This window comes from Limnoraphis robusta BA-68 BA1 (assembly GCF_034932365.1).
In the GTDB taxonomy this organism is placed as follows: Bacteria; Cyanobacteriota; Cyanobacteriia; order Cyanobacteriales; family Microcoleaceae; genus Capilliphycus; species Capilliphycus robustus.
Map to the genome: position 1 here is coordinate 21,661 of NZ_JAYGHR010000071.1, position 20,489 is coordinate 42,149.

Below are 20,489 nucleotides of genomic sequence, written 5' to 3' on the forward strand. Positions count from 1 at the left end.
ATTCCCTAATGAGAAGCGAGCTTTTTTTGTTCTTCTTTGGTCAAGAATTCAGGAACATATTCAGGAAGTAGAATCATAAAGGTTGAACCCACATCCAGTTCACTTTGGACTTGAATTGTACCCTGCATCATTTGACAAAAACGCAGACTAATGGATAATCCTAAACCCGTTCCGCCGTATTTGCGAGTTGTTGAATTATCGGCTTGAACAAAGGGCTGAAAGACTTTTTCTACTTGTTCGGGTGTCATGCCAATTCCCGTATCTATCACACTAAAAACAATCCAATTATCGGATATTTTATCAGCGTTATTATAAGATTCTAAACCATTTTTTTGTTCCCGGGGAGAATGACCATTTTGAATCGGTTCTGTTGTCCGAACCACTTTTAAAGTTACGCAGCCCTGTTGAGTAAATTTGGCGGCATTACTCAATAGATTTAATAAAGCTTGCTTAACTTTTGTGCGATCGGCGTACATTAAACCGATAGAATTAAGACAATCAATATTAAACTTATTATTATTTTTATGAACTAAAGGCTGAACAATGGCCTGAACTTCATTAATCAACGTGGCAATATCAAACTGTTCAAGATAGAGATTCATCTCCCCAGATTCGAGTTTAGAAATATCTAAAATATCTTGAATCAGAGCCAATAAATGTAAACCGGAAGCTTTAATCTGTTCTAGGTCGGGAATAAAATCAGTATAGCCTAAATCTTCAGCATCTTCTCGCAACAAATCACTATAGCCAATAATCGCATTTAAAGGAGTCCGTAACTCATGACTCATACTGGCCAAGAATTCACTTTTTGCATGATTAGCAGCTTCCGCCTCTTCTTTGGCTTGTTGTAACTCAATTTGGGCTAATTTACTATCCGTAATATCGCGAACTATTGCTAAAACTTCATTATTACCACTAACGACAATACGGGCTTCAAAATGACATCGCTTTCCATCAATAAACCACTCATATTCAAAAATCTGAATTTGATCGGTTTGTAGGGCTTCTAGAACGTGATCCGTATACAATTGAGCCACGTGTTCAGGCAACAAATCATAAACGGTTTTATTGAGATGTTTGCTCAAAGACTGAAGCAAATAGCCATTTCTAGAGGCTTTAAAATCCAGAAAAATTCCTTCGCGACTGAAGCGAAACATTAAATCAGGAATCGCATTCAGCAAGGCGCGATTTTTAGCTTCACTTTGACGTAGGGCTTCGGCTCGATGTTCTAAACTTTGAATCAGTTTTTCTTTACTTTCAATCAGTTCTCGCAACTGATCAGTCATACGATTAAAAGAATCAGCTAACAACTCCAATTCATCCTGAGTCTGAATCGTAATTTTTTGAGTCAAATCTCCCTCAGCCAGACGTTGTGTAGCCGCCGTCATTTGCTGGAGAGGTTCAGTAATTGAGCGACTCAAAACCAACGCCAAGGCGGTTCCGGCTGTAGCGGCGGTGATGGCGACAATCAAGCCTTGATTGCGAACGGCTGCCATTTTAGCTTCTAATGGAGCGGTTGATAAGCCCACACTCACGGCGCCCAAGCGTTGACGCCCGACTTTCACAGCTTTTCCGGCGAGTAACTGATCGTCTTCCCATTGAAAAATCGTGTGATTACTTTGGACTAATATTTGACCAAAGGGATCAGGTTCAACCCGATGCACCAACACACTATCACTGTAAGCATCTGCGACAATACGACCTTGCTTTTCATAAATACGTCCGGCGGAGAGAACTTGATCGGCTCCGAGTTGCCCCATAATTTCTTCCATGAAGTCAGCATTGAGCATATACAGAGAGTCTGCTGTTGTCACCGCCAACGTATCTAAAAGAATCCTGGCTTGTTGTTCAAGTTCTTTGCGAAAGGTTTGTTGTTCACGACGTAGGGATAGCCAGGTAACGCTCACCACAGCAACGATGACCAAGCTTGTCATGGCCAACGTTAACTTGCTTGCTAGCGACACCCGTCTGATCCCAAAAAGGCGCATCCAACTCACCTGTTTTTGACCTTCTCATACAATTCTCGCATTCTGGCAATGTCTTCCTCAGTGGGGAAATTGTCAAATTTTGTTGTTTCTTCAAAATTCTCCATTACCTCCCGCCCTTCAGGAGACTGATCCATGTTGAGTAATGTTTGTTTGATTTGTTCAACAAGTTTTGGATCTAAGCCTTCTCGCGCCAAAACAACGTGACGAGCAACTTTTTCAGTTTCAGCTAATACAGTCATGGCTTCACGACTTTCGGGAGGAATATTTAAGAAACTGCGATGATCAATAGCGGCGGCATCCACTCGACGACTGATCACCCATTGAATATTATTTTGGTCGTCTTGGCTAAAGACATAACCCACTTCGTCGGCTGCTACGCTTTCATCGGATGACTCTTTTTTCTTCATATTTAACCCCGCTTCCATCATGTGAACCATCGGTAACACATAGCCCGAAGTGGAGGTGGGGTCATCAAAGGCAACCTTGTGGCTGGTTAAATCATTCAAGCTTGTGAATCCGCTATCGGTCATGGCAAAGATGATAGTATAATAAACAGCATCGCCACCTTTCCAACGACGCAGAACAGGTTTCGCTCCAGAGATTTCATTAACGAGCATCGCTGGATAGGGACTGTCGAAGTAGATATCGACCTCACCCGATTTGAGTAAGCTTGCCATCGCTTCTGTATCGGGGGCAACTTTGACTTCACCCACGCCAATGCCAAATTCTCCGAGATTTGCAGCCAGATAGTCGGCTAACGGTTGATAACGCTTAATTTTTTTTGCAGGTTGACTGGTGACATCTCCAACTACAATGGTTCCTGTTAACTCAGGGTTGTCCGCAGGGTCGTTTGTTTCGGGACTAGAGGTTGTTGTTTGAGCCGTACAACTGAACAATAGGGTAGCTAGACCCACAAGTAAAGTTTTTCCAAAGAAGGTGCGTAGCATTGGATTTAATTTTGTAGTGTTGAGTCAGCAAGGGCTTTAACTTCAAGTATGGCATTTGTGTGAAACGATACTCAATTGGCGATCGCAAAAGTAGATGCAGAGGGATTTCTTGGCAGTTGAGTAGAGTCGTCAGAGGGAATCGTCAAATCATAATCAGCTTCAGTGAGCTTGCCTTCACTGAGCAACAAAATAAATCATAGCTTGCCTATAGCGTGATTTTAACAAACCCTTGAGTGATCAATCAGTAATGAAATTTGAGAACTTGCTTCACATAGGGGTTTTTTTGGAGGATTTACGGAGTGCTTATTTAAAGATTTAGTAAAAAATCAGTAAATTCAACTAGAAGAGCTTGTCATTTGCACTGTAAAAATGCAAGAATTCTGTATACTCACAGATGAATATCAATTCTAATTCCCTCGTTAATGCTACTTATACAGTTAGTGATACATATGTAATGTGATATTCTCAGGGACATCTGTACTAGCAAAACAGATGAGTGCATCTTATCCGCCAAGTGTTATGGGGCTAAACTCGTGAAAACCTTTGAAGCGGTAGAAGTGAGATCACTCTCTGAGAGCATCTTCACAGAGGGATAGATTCATGTTTTTCTATTGAGGTTTTCAGAAATTTTGATTTCATTTTCCTTAAAAACAAACTCTAACTCGGAGGTTTTTCAATGAACAACTTTGATCGGGGAAGCCGTATCTGCTATCAAACCATGAAACATTTTGTTTTCTCAGCAATCCAGTCAACCTTTTTACTCGGTTTAATCTCAACTTCCGCTACTGCTTCTACGCTAAAAATCCAACCGATTGGGAGTTATTCTACAGGCATTTTTGATGATGAAGCTGCCTTTATTTCGGCATTTGATCCGTTTTCAAGCAATTTATTTGTAACAAATCGTAGCGCCCAGTCCATTGACATTCTTAGCCTGTCCAACCCCACGAACCCCTTCCTCGTGGGTCAGATCAAAATTCCGGATCTCAATCCCGATTTGTTTGGGAATGTCCTTCATGTGCGTTCATTTAGCTATGATACTCAGAGTTTGTTTGCCGTTAGCGTAGAAAACGTTAATCGCCAAGACAACGGCAGTTTGTTATTCTTCAACGCCGATGGCAGTCTGTTTAACGGTAGCGTTGAAAATTCCTCGGTCATGGCTGGCCCCTTACCTGATATGTTCAGCTTTACACCCGACGGAACAAAGCTTCTTGTCGCGAATGAAGGAGAACCCAACGATGAGTATACGATCGATCCTGAAGGTTCAGTTAGCCTAATTGATTTAGAAAATCTGTTTGCAGGTTTGGCGCCCACAGAGACAAAAATTGGCTTAACGGACTTTAATGTTGGCGGTTCTAAAGCAGACAAACTAACAGGTGAAGGAATTCGGATTTTTGGGCCGAATGCTACCGTTGCCCAAGACCTTGAACCCGAGTATATCACCGTTTCCGCAGATGGCAAAAAAGCCTGGGTGACATTCCAAGAAAATAATGCCATTGGTTTACTTGATTTAGAAACTCAGGAATTTACCGAAATTGTCGGACTGGGATTTAAAGATCATCGTTTACCGGGTAATGCTTTAGATCCGAGTGATCGAGATGGCGGAATTAACATCAAAAACTGGCCTGTATTTGGGATGTATCAACCCGATGAAGCCGCCGCTTATACCGCCAAAGGCAAGACTTATATTGTCATTGCTAATGAAGGTTCCGGTCGAGCATTTGATGATGGATATAGCGAAGAAGTTCGGGTGGAAGATTTAACCCTTGATCCCGATGCGTTTCCGGCGGATATTCAAGATCGAGATAAACTGGGTCGTTTAACGGTAACAAATCAACTGGGTGACACCGATGGCGATGGTGATTTTGATGAACTTTATGTCTTTGGTGGACGCAGTTTTTCCATCTTAGATGAAAACGGAAAAATGATTTTTGATAGCGGCGATCAATTTGAACAAATTACCGCTAAATTATTCCCTGAATACTTCAACGCCGATAACTCCGAAAATAACTTCGATAACCGTAGCGACAACAAAGGCCCTGAACCAGAAGGTGTTACCATTGGTGAATTGTTTGGTCGTACCTATGCCTTTATTGGCTTAGAACGCATTGGCGGAATTATGACCTATGATATTACTGATCCGTTGAATCCCTTCTTTGTCAGTTACGATAATAACCGGGATTTCTCGGTTGAATTCGACGAAAATGAAGAGGGAGATCCCGATCCGACTGATGAACAATTAGCGGCAGTTGGTGATTTAGGCCCGGAAGGATTGCTATTCATTGATGCCAAAAATAGCCCCAACGGAAAAACGCTGTTAATTTCAACGAATGAAGTGAGTGGAACCACAACGATTTATAGTGTTGAACGTGTTCCTGAACCCGGTACTATTTTAGGTCTTTTGGCTGCTAGTAGTTTAGGAAGTTTGATGGTGAAACGCAAGCGTTAAAATTAGTAGGTTTAAAAGCCGATCAAAAACCCGGTTTCTTTGAGAAACCGGGTTTTTAAAGTGTATTTATATCAAATCGAAAAAATAATGCTACTAAAGCTTCCAAATAGATGCCGGAATAATTTGGATGAACGGGGCGGGTTCATTACAGTTTACAGTTATACAGTTATCAGTTACCAGTTTTTACTGTTCACTGGTCACTGTTCACTGTTTAAACCCACCCCATAACAGAATTAATCAACCGGACATAATATGACATCGATTTGGGTGGAACCCGCCCCTACAGTCAAAACAGGGCGGGTTTATTAATGTTGTTAGTGAGTGACATCGATTTGGGTGGAACCCGCCCCTACAGTTGTGAGGCTTTTTGAAGGGTTTAACGAGTGAATATGGCGGTTCATTTGTTCTAAATATCGCGATAAAACCGAATATTCACGGTTGGGAAGTAACGGATCATTTTTTTCGGTGACAACTTTTTCTAAAGGTAAAATCCGAAAATTATATTTGTTATTTGCTGAGTAACGATGTACCCAAGTGGGAAGGGCTTTAATCTCTGTAAACTCAATCGTTTCTTCGGGAAAAGATTTGCGAATATTCACTTTAAAAATTACCCCTAAATCTTTATAATCTCCCCGTTGGTTAGAAACAAAGTTTCCCATTGAATAAATCGCCACAGCTTTTCTTTTGTTTCCCGACTCATCCGTGATTTCAAAGATTTCATAGGGTTGAACCACATGGGGATGACTTCCTAAAATAATATCAGCCCCCGCATTCACGAGGTTTTTAACTAATTTTTTCTGTTGTTCATTCGGTTGGCGTTGATATTCATTTCCAAAGTGTAACGCAACGGTAACAACATCCACCCCTAACTGACGGGCGGCTTGAATATCTTGAATGATTTTAGGTTCATCAATTAAAGAAACTAAATAGTCTTTTCCTTTGGGAATGGGAATGCCATTTGTTCCATAAGTATAAGCAAACATTGCCATCGATATCTCATTTTTTTCCAGAATTAAGATTTCTTCGGCTTCTTCCGCAGAGGCGGCTGTTCCCACAGGTACTATGCCTCGACTGCGAACATTTTCTAGGGTTTTTAAAACCCCAGCTTCTCGGCGATCTAGGGAATGATTGTTAGCAGTGGTTAAGACATTAAATCCAGCCTTTTTAATCGCATCGGCGAGGGTATCGGGTGCGTTAAACATAGGATAGCCTGTATAACCTGTTTCTGGCCCTGCTAACGTTGTTTCTAAATTGCCAATTGCCCAATCTCCCTGAGAAATAATATCTTTAACTTCTGTAAAAAAGCTATCATAATTGTAGGTTTTTGTGTTAGGATTATAACCAGATTTAATCTGGGTTCCGTGCATCATAATATCCCCAACAGCGACTAATTTTGCTTCGCGAGTATAAGGCTGAGGTTGGGGTGGTTCAGGGGGTGAATTTTGGGCGGTTTGTTCAACAGTTGAGTTTGAAGGGCGATCGCATCCTGAAATCAAAAATACACCAAAAATTAAAATTGTCGTTAAAAATTGAATCGGTTTTCCACTGGTTTTCATCGGTTCACTCCTCAAATCACTGATCAGACTTGATTATTGTAGAATAGGAGCGATACTTTGCAGAACCCGAATTATTAAAGGTGAACCCAGTAGTAAAACTTGCTCAACCCAAATATTAGGTGGGGAAAGGCACAATACAGAAATCAGGGGTTTCTAGTATCAGGGGATGAAGCTAAAGTCTGATCAAAGGTCATAAACCGGGTTTCTAGCAACTGCCTTTAGTTTATAGCCTATATTTTTCTTGGAGAAACCCGGTTTCTCAGGTCTTGTTGAATAAGTTGGAGAAACTGCATAAAACCCATCAGTCCATCCTAATAGTTAAGTAGAGCAGTAACCTAGTTGACAATTTATGGTACAACACGGTACTATGTGTAAGATAACAGAATACATCTATGCAACGAGCCTTCAAGACCCAACTCAAACTTAATAACCGTCAAAAGACCTTAATGGCTAAACACGCGGGATATTCTAGATGGGTCTGGAATTGGGCCTTAGCGATGTGGAACGAGGCTTATAAAGAAGGACTAAAACCTTCAACAAACAAGCTTAAAAAATTCTACACCAATCACATTAAACCTCAATACTCCTGGCAGTCAACGCTAAGTTCTAGAGTTTATCAATTTGCTTTCATGCACTTGGGAGAAGCATTTAGCCGATTTTTTAAAGGCATTGCCAAACATCCTAAGTTCAAGAAAAAAGGCAGAAATGATAGCTTTACGATTGATAATTGTGGCAAAGTAATGAGGTTTTCAGGGAGGAGATTTAAGCTTCCTTTTATTGGATGGGTATTCACTTATGAACCCCTACCTGAAATCAACACAAAGCGAGTCACAATTAGTCGAGTAGCTGATTCTTGGTATCTGTCTGTAGCCTACGAATTTGAATCAGAACAGACTGTTAAATCAAGAGTTTATCTGGGTGTTGATGTTGGGGTTAAGGCATTGGCGACCTGTTCAGATGGTACTGTTTTTGAAAATCCCAGAGCTTACAAAAAAGCACAGAAAAATCTGGCAAAACTTCAGCGCGAACTCTCGAGAAAACAGAAGGGTTCAAATAACAGGAACAAAGCTAGACTGAAACTCGCAAAAGCACATCAAAGAGTGGCTAACATCCGAAAAGATACAATTCATAAATTGACCTCATGGCTATGCAAAAACCACGCAGTCATCGGGTTAGAAGACTTGAATGTTTCTGGGATGTTAAAGAATCACAAGTTAGCGGGTGCTATTGCTGATTCTGCTCTTTCTGAAATTCGTCGCCAAGTCGAGTATAAGTCTGAGTGGTACGGTTCAAGAGTAGTGTTTGCTGATAGATTTTATCCGTCAACTAAGACTTGTTCAAGTTGCGGTCACGTTCAAGAAATGCCACTGAAAGAACGAGTTTTTAACTGTTTAAATTGCGGTGTAAGCGTTGACCGTGATTTAAATGCCAGCCTGAATTTAGAAGGTTATGCCGAGGGCTTCTTGGTGAAATGCCTGTCTGACCGGGTGCTGCTGACAGTCCGGGGTGATGCAGGAAATAAACATTAACACGGTTTATACCGCGTTATATCAGTTTTATAAAGCAGCAGTGTCAGCCTGCTCTGGGAGAAAAAATATTCTGTGTGTGATGGACTTTCAAGCGGCTTTTTCCTCTGCTTGGGCGGAGGGTTGTTCCTTAACCACAACCCATCGGCCAGTTTCAGGGTCCCGATAGGTTGTAAAGGGATTGGGTTGTAAAGGTTTTTCACAGGCTTTCATGGTCGTTTCGTCACTGTTTCAAAGATGATAAAGCTCATTTCATGTGGTTCTACTGTGATAGTGACGTCAATTCGCAAAATTTTCCGTGATTTCTTTCTAGTCGGGTTGTGAAACAGATCAACAAAACCTTGTGATGGCAAGCACAGACAATAAAGCGCTTGTAGGGTATGTCATCGATCAAAGACTGACAAGAGATTTTAATCTCTTGCTAATAACAAAAGTCCTCTCAAGAGGACTACATTTAATGTTTCTCAAAATGCTGTATCAAACTGATTGATTTATTGATAAATTGTAGGGTTCATCAAACTTATTAATGAATTGAGACTGCAAATCATTGTTGAATTTGATGCACCCCACGAGGAGAATTTAAGCGGGAACGGTTGCGGGTTTGAGTTCATTTTCTGACTCGTATTGAACTTTGAAATACCAATATAAATTCGCAACCGTCATGTGAGAAGCTTTTTGTAAATTAGCAGAAACAAGGCTTTTAAATCCTGCATTTTTTGCTTGTTCACTCACATAACGTTCTGACTCTCGCCGTAATTCGGGATTCATTAAAAATAGAAGTTGTTTATGTAGAGATTTAGGGTGAGACTTTTGTTTTAACTCCTGATAAAATTGGTATTCTAGCGGTTCTGCAACGGTGGTTAATTGTGTTTCTGGGGTTTCGGTGGACTCTTGAAAATCTGCACTTGCTAATAGTTTTAAGTCTTCGGGTGGTAAACTGATTATCCAATCTATTTGATTTTCCCACGCTGACAACGCTGCTAAATCATGGTCGTGAATGCGGGTCAATTCGGGGAATATAAAATCTAATTCTTCTTCGGTTTGGCAAGATTCGATCACTTCTAAGGAATCTTGACGAATTTTTTCTTGTAAATCAGAAACGGACTGTTTTAACGCTTTGGGTTCATTTTGTAGTTGATAGGTGAGACAAATCGTTTGTTCTATTGCCCAAGCACATTCGTGTCTTCGCAGTTTTCCGGGTGCGGAAGTTTCTGATAACAAATGGGGACTATTGTAAATCGCCAACGCTTCTCCGAGGGTTTGACGGGCGTTAGAAAGTTCTACTTTTCTCGCGTCTAAATCTTCGATTGTCGTGGCGGTTTTCATTAATTTAGTCGCTTGAATAAACCGTGAATAGGCTTTGAGATATTCGAGGCGATGCTGTTCAAATTTGATATCTTCGGCGACTTTATCCAAATGTTGAATAATTTCAACGCCCTGGCTTCTTAACGCTTGTTTGAGGTCAAGAAAACCGCCTCGGAGTTCTAATTTTAATTGTTTAACATCTTCTCGTAACTTCAATGTTTGCCATAAATTAACCGCCGAAAGTACAGCCGTCACCGCCACACCCACGCCGATAAAAGCCGTTGTTGCTTGCAACACTCCCAGGCTCGATTTAATAACGTCTAACTGTCCTAATATTTGTTGAGAACCCCTGAGATTTTGAAACATATTTCCACCAATTACAGGTGACAAATGATCGTCGTTTATGAATGCACCTTTTGCAATTTCTACAAATCGACCCGTAGCGGGATCTCGTACTAATGGCAAAAGTTGACCTGTACTTGTTGTGGTAGCTTGAACCAGTGTACCTGCGGCTAAACGAGCTTGACTTTCTGCACTAAAAATGTATTCTATCATTGTTAACTTTTTTATTGAAGAATGACCCTGCTTTCTAGTCGAATGATATACTATCTTCGTGTAGAAGCATTACTCTCATTCTACTCTAACTCGAATTGTAGTGAATCAAGAAAAATTGATTTGTTAGTTAGTTTTCGCGAGAGAATTTTCATCTCCGTATTTTTACGGAAGTTCTCAATAAAAACCTATCAATCACTAAAATTGAGGAGATTGACGACTCATGGATATGTCATTAATTAACGCTGATACCGTCGATTTACTGTCTCGCATCACCGGACACGAACTTGAAGAAGAAGATCTCAGCCCTCTCGTTGTCTTTCTCGCCGCTTTAGTCTGTGTATTATTGGGTGTGATAGCTGTCGATAACCAAGTCACTCAAGAGGAAACACAACAACTTCTAATTACTCTCCGTCGCTTTATTCCAGAAACAGGAAACGTTCGCGAGTTAGTTAAACTAATGAAACAGGGAGTTCGTTTCCAAAAAACATATCAAAATATTAATGATTTGTTGTTGCTGACTGCTTCTTTTTCGGAATCGGAAAAGCTGTTATTGATTGGCTTGGGTTATGAAATGTCAGCAGCAGATGGAAGTATGGATGCGCGAGAGAAAAAATATTTAGAAAATTTGGCGAACCGCTTGAGACTTGAACCGCAATATTTAAACGTATTAGAATCGGCGTTTAGTAATCCCGCTTCTGTAGATAAGGAATATTTAGAAAAAGTCAGATTTTTACTCGATCCGGTTTGGTTTCACGATTTAGATAGCGTGTTTGTGAAAGCGGCGAGTCAAATGTTGGCGGTTCTTCCGGTTGTTTCCGAAAAGAAAAAAAGTCAACAGCATCGCACGATTTCCTATGAGGCGTTACAAGCCTTTCAAGAATGCAAACGCCAGCTTGATCGAAAATGCTTTGATATTTATCAAATTGTACAGGATTGTACGGAGAGAGAGTTTCTTCAGGCGTCTTTAATAGAGGAAATTGACAAAGTTTCTAAAAAGCTACAGTCTCAACATTTTCGAGTTGCGGTTGTGGGTGAATTTAGTCAAGGAAAGTCAACGATTTTAAATGCTTTACTGGGTGAAGAAATCCAACCCGTTCGAGATATTCCCTGTAGCGGAACGGTAACGGTTTTGAGATATGGAGAACAAAAACGGGTGATTTGTTGTTACAAAGATAAACGACAAGAAGAAATCCCGTTAGAACAGTATCAAGAAAAAGCGGCGATTTCTGAAGAAGCTGCATTGGGAAATATTACCGAAGGATTGGCGAATTCTGAAGTTAGTAAAATTAGCGAAATTATTTTTGAGCATCCTAACTTAGAGTTGTGTCGATATGGGGTTGAAATTGTTGATTCTCCGGGGTTGAACGAACATCCAGAACGAACCGAAATCACTCAACAACTGCTAAAAGATACCGATGTTGTGATTTTTGTAACGAATGCTTCCCGTCCTCTCACACAGGGAGAACGAGAGTTACTTGAAAGTCTGAAAAATCAACTCAATGGCAATGAACAGGAACCCGCCAATAATTTGTTTATCTTGGTGAATTTCTGGGATTTACTTCGCAGCGAAAATAGTCGTCAGCAGGTACAAAAACGGATAGAAAATTTGGTGATGGTGCAAAATCCTATCATTAGCGGAGAAAACCGAATTCATTTTATTTCTGCACAAGCAACCCTCGATGCAATTTTAGCGGGAACGGAGAATGAGTATCTGCAAAGTTTTTCTCATTTTACCCAATCTGTAGAAAAGTTTCTGACTGAGGAAAGAGGAATTTTAGAGGTTAAGAAAGCAACGACAGAAGTTAATCAATTAATTCAGTCTGGGTTAGAAGGTTTGCATCAAGCCGAGAATCTTTTAGAAGGAAAACTACAACTAACTGAGAAGAAAAAGACAGAAATTATTGAAAAAATAGGAGAAATCAGTGGACGGGATGTAAAAATTAAAATCTTTGCAGATCAAGAACTAGAAGATGTGATTGACGAAGTTCTTGAATCTTGGAATAAATGGCTTGATCAATTGGATGAGCGCATTATTCAATCAAGCGAACAATGGACTTCAACCTATTCTCCATTCAAAGACAAAAAAAAGTTAATCAAAGACTATGGAGATCAATTTATGGCTTCTCTTTTAAAAGAAATTAAAGAGTGGGAATCAACATTAAAAGATGACCTGTTGCTTGACTGGCTTAAAAATATAAATGGATTCATTCAATATGAACTTGAAGAAATCAAAAATGATTTAACCGAATTAGATAGCAAACTCGATACATATATCGGTAATCAATTTACCTCTACTCTAATTGGAAATTTGAATGCTTGTCGAGAATTAGGGATTAATCCTACACTGAAGTCTCAGAAGAATGAAGAAGAAGATTTTCATTTATTTGCTGGTCTGGGAACCGCAGGTGGATTAGCAATAGGCGCAGCGTTAGCATTTACAGGAATAGGGTTGATTCCATTATTGATAGGTGGTGTAGGTGGAGCGGTCACTGGAGTAGTCGGTTCTGCATTATTTGGTAAGAATAAGGAGAGCATTAGTGCTAAAGTTAAGGAAGAAGTTTGTCAGGCAGGTTTGAAAAACTTTTATGAGTCTCAACAACAACTTTTCGACAACATTTGTGAGCAGATTGAAGCTATGTATGATACCCGAGTTGAATTGGCGAGTAATTTAATTAAACAAGCGATTTCACTGTGCGAAAATCCACTTAAACAGCAAGAAAAAGATTATCAAAAATCTGTTCAACAGCGCCAACAAGATCAAGTTTGGATACAACAACAGCGTCAACGTTTGGAACAAGTTCGACAGGAAATAGAAGCCATTGTTCGTGATATTAACCCGTGAGAGATTTTCAAACCCTAGTAAGTCCTGTAGGGGCGGGTTCCGAGCAAATTTAGATTTCCCACAAACCAATTATATAAACCCGCCCCGTCTGAGGTTTCTTTGCGTAAGAGATTTAAAAACCACCTTTCGATAAAGTTACCGGGTTTTTCTACTAGGGCGCGCCTCACAACAAATTTAGATTTCTCACAAACCAATTATATAAACCCGCCCCGTCTGAGGTTTCTTTGCGTAAGAGATTTAAAAACCCGGTTTCTCGAAGAAACCGGGTTTTTCTACTAGGGCGCGCCTCACAACAAATATAGATTTCCCACAAACCAATTATATAAACCCGCCCCGTCTGAGGTGCGCGATAAAGTTACCGGGTTTTTCTACTAGGGCGCGCCTCCGAACAAATTTAGATTTCCCACAAACCACTTATATAAACCCGCCCCGTCTGAGGTGTAGCATTATTTTTTCGATGTCATATTATATTATATCCGGTTGATTAATCTGTGTTATGGGGCGGGGCGGGTTTATCTCAATCTTTAAGTGGTAGTAAAGATCAACGCAGAACCCGCCCCTACGCTTGGGATTATTAATTAGTCGGATATCATATAAGATGGGGGTTTGATGGGTGTTTGATGGGCGCAAGCCTTGCGCCCCTACGGGGAACGTTTAACTTCGAGTTTTAATGCAGCTTTTACCCATCCCAACTCGGCGGTAATTTTATCATAAATTGTGGTAATATCTTCTGATAAAGGAACGCCTTTTTCCAGGGTTTGACGGGCTTTCATCTCTAACTGTTCGCAGAGTTCAAATAACGTCAAAGCGCCCAACGTTCCGCTAATAGACTTGAGGGAATGGGCGGCGGGTTTGAGTTGTTCGGCGTCTCGGTTGGTGATTGCAGATGCTATTTTTTCTAACAGTTCCGGTGTGGTTTCTAAATAGGCTTCTACTGCTTCTTCTAAGGCTTCAATTTCTCGTAAACTTTCAATCACATTTGGATCGAGAACAACTGATTTTTCAGGGGGAAAGGTTTGATTTTGTTCAACTTCAGGGGTTAACTGAACTGTCTCAGAAACAGCCACATCAGCATTATTTAAAATCCCTGGATTGATCGGTTGACATTGTTTTAAAACCGCAACTAACTGTTCCATTCTAATCGGTTTACTGATATAATCATCCATACCTGCGGCGATACAATCATTGCGATCGCTTTCCATTGCATTCGCTGTCACCGCAATAATTCGGGGACGTTCAGAAGTTTCAGTTTGGCGATCGCCATAGAGTTTTTTAATCTGTCGCGCCGCTTCTAACCCATCCATTTCCGGCATTTGCATATCCATTAATACAACATCATAGGATTGACGCCGCAAGGCTTCTAAAACCTCTAAACCATTCCCCGCCACATCGGCACGATATCCCATGCGTTGTAAGATTTGTAGCGCCACTTTTTGATTAACTAAATGATCTTCAGCGAGTAGAATTCTCAGAGGTAATGTTTTCGCGAGTAACGGAATATCTTTGGTGGGTTTGAGTCGAGTTTGATCCGGTAAACGAACCTCTAGGGGATCTCCACCTAAAATATTCATCAACACATTATAAAGCTGAGATTGCTTAATCGGCTTATTCAAACAGGCGGAAAAATCTTGCAATTGATTTTGATTAATACTCTGTTGTCCCATTGAAGTTAATAATACCAATGGAAGTTTTTTATATTGGGGAAATTTTCTAATTTCTCGGGCTAATGTCAAACCATCACAATCGGGCATTTGCATCTCTAATAATGCCATATCAAAGGGTTCACCCTCCCGAATAAAAGCGATAGCTTCTTGTTGATTGGCTGCGGCTTTGGCGAACATTCCCCAAGCTTGAGTTTGCAAGGTTAATACTTGGCGGTTTGTGGCATTATCATCCACAATTAATAAGCGTTTTCCGGTTAGTTCGGGTGTCTTTGCCCAGCTTGTGATTAAATGAGAACAGGACTCTACAATAATCGTAAAATAGAAGGTAGAACCGACAAATTGATTAGGAATAAAAGATTGAGGCGTTTGAGTAATTTGAGTAATTTTTGTGACCTCAGAAATTGAGCGAACGCTTGCCAAATTCGACCTTAACGGGGTAAAATCATCAGGGGCTTCCCCGGCAATCGTATCATAACTTTCCACCCACATTTGACCCCCCATCATCTCAGCCAAGCGCTTGCTAATCACTAATCCTAAGCCCGTTCCGCCATATTGACGACTGGTTGAAGAATCCACCTGACTAAAGGATTTAAACAGGCGGTTCATTCGTTCCGGTGGAATGCCAATTCCAGTATCTCGTACTGCAAATTGAATCTCATAACGGTTAGGTTGAGTTGTTGTTTCTCTAGCGGTTTCCGTTGTGTTTTCGTCTAAAATCACAGGCTGTAAAGAAACCGCTTTCAGAGAAATAACCACTTCTCCCATTTCGGTAAATTTAACCGCATTACTAATTAAATTCACTAAAATTTGTCTGAGTCGCGCCCCATCTCCTAATACCTTTGACGGAGTAGACGGATCAATTAAATAGGCGAGTTCAATATTTTTACTCGCGGCTTTTGTCGCCAGTAAATCCAGGGATTCTTCAATACAAGTTCGTAAATCAAAAGGATGTCGTTCTAACTCCAATTTCCCGGATTCAATCTTAGAGAAATCCAGAATATCATTAATCAGTGAAAGCAACGCATCGCTACTACTGCGAATGGTTTCCACATAATCTTGCTGCGTAGAAGTAAGTCGAGTATCTAACAACAATCCTGTCATCCCAATGACTGCATTCATCGGGGTTCTAATTTCGTGACTCATGGTGGCTAAAAACTCACTTTTCGCTTTAGTTGCGGCTAAAGCTTCATCTCGCGCCTTGGCTAAATCTTGGGCGGTTTGTTGACGTTCAAGTTCACCGCCGATCCATTGCGCCATTAACTTTAAAAGTTCTCGATCAACGGCTTTAAAGGGTTCTGTTTTAGTTTGACGACTCCAGAAACATAATATTGTATCCACTTGACCCCCAACAATCACCGGAATACCCAAATAAGCGGCAATTTGCAATTGATTTTGAATCGAATGGGGTAAACCGGAATATTGCAAAGATTCAAAATAAAGCGGTTTTTTCGCTGTAGCTGTCATGGAAAATAAACTATCCGTTAGTTCAATTACTTTTTTGTTCTTCAGGACAGGATTAGAACCGACGACTGCAATCACTTCTATTTTGAATAAACTTTGAGCGTCATTCACGGGTTCAATTTTAGCAAGTAACCCCACTTCTAAGCCAAACTTATAACAACCTACCTTTAAAATGCGACGCAGCCGTTCTTCAAAGTTTAGTTCTCGGGCGGATGTCACTTGATATAATGCTCGAATAGAAGCTTCACTTTCTTGTAATTGTTGTTCTCGTTGTTTGCGATCGCTAATGTCTCTGGAAACGCCGATAATTTCTTGTATGTCTTGATGTTCACTGGTGCGAATGGCGCTACTGGTGGTTTCAAACCAGACATAATCTCCATTTTTGTGGCGAATTCGGTAAGTTATCGTATAGGTAACATTTTGTCGCAAGACAAACAAATGGGCTTTGACTAAAGTATTAATATCATGGGGATGAAGAAAATCAGCCGGGGTGTGATTGACTAATTCTTCCGGTTCATATCCGAGTAAAGTTCGACAAGCAGGTGAAGCGTAAAGAATCACTCCCTCAGCCGAATGACGAGTAATCATATCGGTTGAATGTTCAGCTAATAGTCGATACCGTTCTTGTTGTTCTAAACGATCCGAGTCAGCATCTTCTAGGGCGTGAAGCATCTGGTTAATAGTTTCTGCTAAATGGGCGAGTTCATCCTCTCCCGACACCGAAATTTCCAGAGACAAATCACCACTATTGCTAATATGACTCACTTGATCATTTAAATCAGATAAACGGGATAATACCAACTTTTCGAGAACAAATAAAGTAATTCCCCCGCATATTGCCCCAATCAATAAAACGGCTAAAATTAAGTGATATTGGCTATCTTGAGCCGCTTTAGAAAAAACGCGCTCAACGTTGACTTCGAGTTGTAGGGCGTTCCCGTAGAGATCGCGAATGATTGTATATCCCGCTAAGGTAGAAGGATTGAGAACTTTCACAAAAATTTCGCGATCGTCTGAGGAAAATCTTTCTGAATTTGAGGGTTGAATCTGGATAGATAGGGGACTATTTTCGGAAATCGGACTAACGGTGTTGAGATAACGCCCTAAAATTAATATTCCCTGATTTGGGCTTTGGGAATTTGGAAAAATCGGTTGGGCTGCAATTAATAAGGGGTTTTCTGGTAACATCAAAATACCCGTAATTGCACCTTTTCCAGCTAAACTCGCAGACCCAGAAATATTAGAGTCTGAAGTCGGCTTGAGTAAAGCCAGTAACGAAGGATCAGACGGTAGTGCGGGTTTCAAAGCATCATTTCTACCCGTGCGATCAAAACCTTGACTAAAAACGATCTCCCCTTCGGCGTTGAGTAACACATAGAGATCCACTTCCAGTCTTTCCCAGTTGAGCTTGATTGTGTTGCTGGGATTGTTTGAAGAATTGACGATAGCCCGAAGATCATTCAACTCTATTTGATCTTGGGCGAGCTTCTCGAGATCCACCTGTTCTTGATGTAAAGCATCCACCGCCCGCACCACCGCTTGACGTACAGATTGCACTTCGAGTTGATGAAAGTTATTATGCAGGACAATTGACGCTGTGACATAGAGTGCCACAAGGAGACTCGATAGGGCTGCACCGATAATCAACAGGGTTTTCTTACGCAATTTCATGGGGATGTTCCTTCATTGTGCGACTGAGTGATTCGCATCAATACACCTGCACCCAACGGATGGTGGGGGATCTCCTAGCACGCCATCTCAATAAACTGGAATCGTTTGCTGGTGGCATTACCTCATCTTTTTCAGAGGTTAGTTGATGTCTCTTCTCGATTTTAACTTGAATATTACAAACCCTTCCAATCTCTTCGACTTGATTCAAGCAGACCGTCTGAAAACACATCCCTGAAAAATCATAGAGAAAGCGTTTAAATATTGATCTTTAATCCCCGTTTAGCGGCTGACTCACTCAGGGAAAATCATTGGTTCTCTAAAATTGATCACGAGATTATCAATAATTGATGTCAGGTAAACCTTACATTTTTATGTGATAATTTATGATGAATAGGGGATAATAGGTGTAAAGTTGACTTGAGATTTTTTAGCTCTAAAATTTCTGATTTAAACACTTGATAACCTAACATTAAACATTTATTTAAAAAACATAACAAAAACTAGAAGATGCGTTTCCGCTCACGATCAACCCAGATTTTTACAGAATTCCGATGCCGTCTCACCTTCAAAGGGAGTGGCTTTTCCCTCTGCCAGCGAGGAAGTCAGCAAACTTTTGTGGATCTTAACTCATATATAGGTTTTTCAATAAAACTTTACAGTTGATTCATGTCACAATAGAGGACAAGTTGAAGTCATAATGAGTTACTGAGGGGAAGTCAGATATGGTAGCCCTTACCGATAAAGTTCAATCTAGTCGCCTAACGATAGAAGTCAGCCAGACGGTTACAGATACAACGGCTATTCGTTCCCTCGACTGGGATCGCGATCGCTTTGATATCGAATTTGGACTGCAAAACGGAACAACCTACAATTCCTTCTTGATCCGAGGCGAAAAAATCGCCCTGGTTGACACCTCCCACGCCAAATTCCGTCAACAGTACCTCGACACCCTGCAAGGACTCATCGATCCTCGTCAAATAGACTATCTGATTATTAGCCACACCGAACCCGATCACAGTGGTTTAGTCAAAGATGTTTTAGAACTCGCTCCCGATATTACCATTGTTGGCGCAAAAGTCGCCATTCAATTTTTGGAAAACTTGACTCACGTTCCCTTTAAACGCATTCAAGTTAAAAATGGCGAGACTTTAGATCTCGGAAATGGTCATCTATTAGAATTTGTTTCCGCTCCAAATTTACACTGGCCGGATACCATTTTTACATACGATTACAAAACCCAAACCCTGTTTACCTGTGATGCGTTTGGGATGCACTACTGCTCAGATTACACCTACGATGAAAATTTAGCCGAAATAGAACCCGATTTTCGCTTCTATTATGAATGCTTAATGGCGCCTAACGCCCGTTCGGTGATTAGTGCGATCAAACGCATGGAAAAATTTGGAGAAATCAACACCATCGCCACCGGACACGGGCCACTGTTACGCCATAATGTCGTTGAATTCGTCGGACGTTATTTGGAATGGAGTCAAGCCCAAACCAAGGGAGAAACCACAGTCGCAGTCTTCTACTATTCCGATTATGCCTACAGCGATCGCCTGTCCCAAGCCGTTGCTCACGGTGTCACCAAAACCGGAATTGCGGTGGAAATGCTCGATTTGCGATCGGCTGATCAGCAAGAAATCCGTGAACTGGCTAGCTCCGCCCAAGGCTTAATCGTTGGAACTCCGCCTGTTTCTGGCCCCGATGCGGAATTGGCAGAAGAAGCGATTAGCACGATTTTAGCCTCAACCCACGCCAAACAAGCCTTTGGTTTGTATGAATGTGGTGAAAGTAGTTTATCAGTTTATCCGTTAGAAGTCAAGTTCAAACAAACCGGAATTAAACAAGCCTTTCCGTCTATTCGCGTGACTGAAAATCCCACAGAAAACACCTATAAACTCTGTGAAGAAGCGGGAACCGACATGGGACAATTGTTAGGCTTGAAAAAAGCAGTTCAGCAAATGAAATCCCTCGATAATGACCTTGATAAAGCGCTCGGTCGTATCAGTGGAGGCTTATATATTATCACCGCAACCAAAGGAGAAGTCAGCAGTGCGATGTTGGCATCTTGGATTTCTCAGGCGAGTTTTCAGCCTTTGGGACTGAGTATTGCCGTAGCAAAAGATCGGGCAATTGAAGCGTTAATGCAGGTGAATGATAGCTTTGTTTTAAATGTATTGGCTGAAAATAACTATCAGAAACTCATGCGTCATTTTCTCAAACGATTTGCACCAGGGGCGGATCGTTTTGAAGGCGTTGAAACTCAAAGCGCAAGCAATGGAAGTCCAATTTTAACCGATGCTGTGGCTTATCTAGAATGTCAAGTTGCAAGCCGGATGGAGTTAAGTGATCATTGGATTATTTACGCCACCGTTGAAACAGGACGGGTGAGTGATCCTGATATTTTACCTGCGGTTCACCATCGCAAAGTCGGTAATCATTATTAAATAGGGAACAGGGTACTGGTTACAGGGAACAGTAGGGGCGGGTTCCGAATAAATATATGTTTCCCAGAAACAATATAC

Annotated in this window: 10 protein-coding genes; 4 read left to right on the plus strand and 6 right to left on the minus strand. The window is 41.0% G+C overall.

Annotated features, from left to right (window positions below):
- Positions 1-5: 5 nt before the first annotated feature.
- Positions 6-1,934 (minus strand): sensor histidine kinase, encoded by a 1,929-nt coding sequence (locus VB836_RS19935; protein ID WP_323221876.1) that lies wholly within the window; start codon positions 1,932-1,934, stop codon positions 6-8.
- Positions 1,935-1,993: 59 nt separating this feature from the next.
- Entirely contained in the window at positions 1,994-2,935 is a 942-nt protein-coding gene (locus VB836_RS19940) for a phosphate/phosphite/phosphonate ABC transporter substrate-binding protein (RefSeq protein WP_323221878.1), read from the minus strand.
- A 676-nt stretch (positions 2,936-3,611) separates the two neighbouring features.
- On the opposite strand from VB836_RS19940, the gene VB836_RS19945 reads away from it, so the two are divergent.
- Positions 3,612-5,381, plus strand: a complete 1,770-nt coding sequence (locus tag VB836_RS19945) for a choice-of-anchor I family protein (protein WP_323221880.1) — start codon at positions 3,612-3,614, stop codon at positions 5,379-5,381.
- Positions 5,382-5,695: 314 nt separating this feature from the next.
- Here the strand turns inward: VB836_RS19945 and VB836_RS19950 are convergent, their stop codons facing one another.
- Entirely contained in the window at positions 5,696-6,937 is a 1,242-nt protein-coding gene (locus VB836_RS19950; RefSeq protein WP_323221883.1) for a CapA family protein, read from the minus strand.
- Between the two features lie 392 nt (positions 6,938-7,329).
- Between VB836_RS19950 and VB836_RS19955 the strand changes: the two genes are divergently transcribed.
- Complete coding sequence (locus tag VB836_RS19955; protein ID WP_323221885.1) at positions 7,330-8,466, plus strand: RNA-guided endonuclease InsQ/TnpB family protein; 1,137 nt, start codon at positions 7,330-7,332, stop codon at positions 8,464-8,466.
- Between the two features lie 87 nt (positions 8,467-8,553).
- Here VB836_RS19955 and VB836_RS19960 read toward each other — a convergent pair whose 3' ends face one another.
- Both VB836_RS19960 and VB836_RS19965 read right to left on the minus strand, forming a co-directional pair.
- Positions 8,554-8,676, minus strand: coding sequence for a hypothetical protein (locus VB836_RS19960; protein WP_323221889.1), 123 nt, complete (start codon positions 8,674-8,676; stop codon positions 8,554-8,556).
- Between the two features lie 366 nt (positions 8,677-9,042).
- Positions 9,043-10,323: a hypothetical protein gene (locus VB836_RS19965; RefSeq protein ID WP_323221891.1), complete on the minus strand. Its 1,281-nt coding sequence runs from the start codon at positions 10,321-10,323 to the stop codon at positions 9,043-9,045.
- A gap of 220 nt (positions 10,324-10,543) precedes the next feature.
- On the opposite strand from VB836_RS19965, the gene VB836_RS19970 reads away from it, so the two are divergent.
- Positions 10,544-13,165, plus strand: a complete 2,622-nt coding sequence (locus VB836_RS19970) for a dynamin family protein (RefSeq protein ID WP_323221892.1) — start codon at positions 10,544-10,546, stop codon at positions 13,163-13,165.
- A gap of 641 nt (positions 13,166-13,806) precedes the next feature.
- Here the strand turns inward: VB836_RS19970 and VB836_RS19975 are convergent.
- Positions 13,807-17,961 (minus strand): response regulator, encoded by a 4,155-nt coding sequence (locus VB836_RS19975; RefSeq protein ID WP_323221894.1) that lies wholly within the window; start codon positions 17,959-17,961, stop codon positions 13,807-13,809.
- A gap of 722 nt (positions 17,962-18,683) precedes the next feature.
- Between VB836_RS19975 and VB836_RS19980 the strand changes: the two genes are divergently transcribed.
- Positions 18,684-20,411, plus strand: a complete 1,728-nt coding sequence (locus VB836_RS19980; RefSeq protein ID WP_323221896.1) for a diflavin flavoprotein — start codon at positions 18,684-18,686, stop codon at positions 20,409-20,411.
- The last annotated feature ends 78 nt before the right edge of the window (positions 20,412-20,489 follow it).

Coding starts and splice junctions, on each gene's coding strand:
- VB836_RS19935 (WP_323221876.1), bottom strand. CDS start 1,934: ATGACAAGCTTGGTCATCGTTGCTGTGGTGAGCGTTACCTGGCTATCC.
- VB836_RS19940 (WP_323221878.1), bottom strand. CDS start 2,935: ATGCTACGCACCTTCTTTGGAAAAACTTTACTTGTGGGTCTAGCTACC.
- VB836_RS19945 (WP_323221880.1), top strand. CDS start 3,612: ATGAACAACTTTGATCGGGGAAGCCGTATCTGCTATCAAACCATGAAA.
- VB836_RS19950 (WP_323221883.1), bottom strand. CDS start 6,937: ATGAAAACCAGTGGAAAACCGATTCAATTTTTAACGACAATTTTAATT.
- VB836_RS19955 (WP_323221885.1), top strand. CDS start 7,330: ATGCAACGAGCCTTCAAGACCCAACTCAAACTTAATAACCGTCAAAAG.
- VB836_RS19960 (WP_323221889.1), bottom strand. CDS start 8,676: ATGAAAGCCTGTGAAAAACCTTTACAACCCAATCCCTTTACAACCTAT.
- VB836_RS19965 (WP_323221891.1), bottom strand. CDS start 10,323: ATGATAGAATACATTTTTAGTGCAGAAAGTCAAGCTCGTTTAGCCGCA.
- VB836_RS19970 (WP_323221892.1), top strand. CDS start 10,544: ATGGATATGTCATTAATTAACGCTGATACCGTCGATTTACTGTCTCGC.
- VB836_RS19975 (WP_323221894.1), bottom strand. CDS start 17,961: ATGAAATTGCGTAAGAAAACCCTGTTGATTATCGGTGCAGCCCTATCG.
- VB836_RS19980 (WP_323221896.1), top strand. CDS start 18,684: ATGGTAGCCCTTACCGATAAAGTTCAATCTAGTCGCCTAACGATAGAA.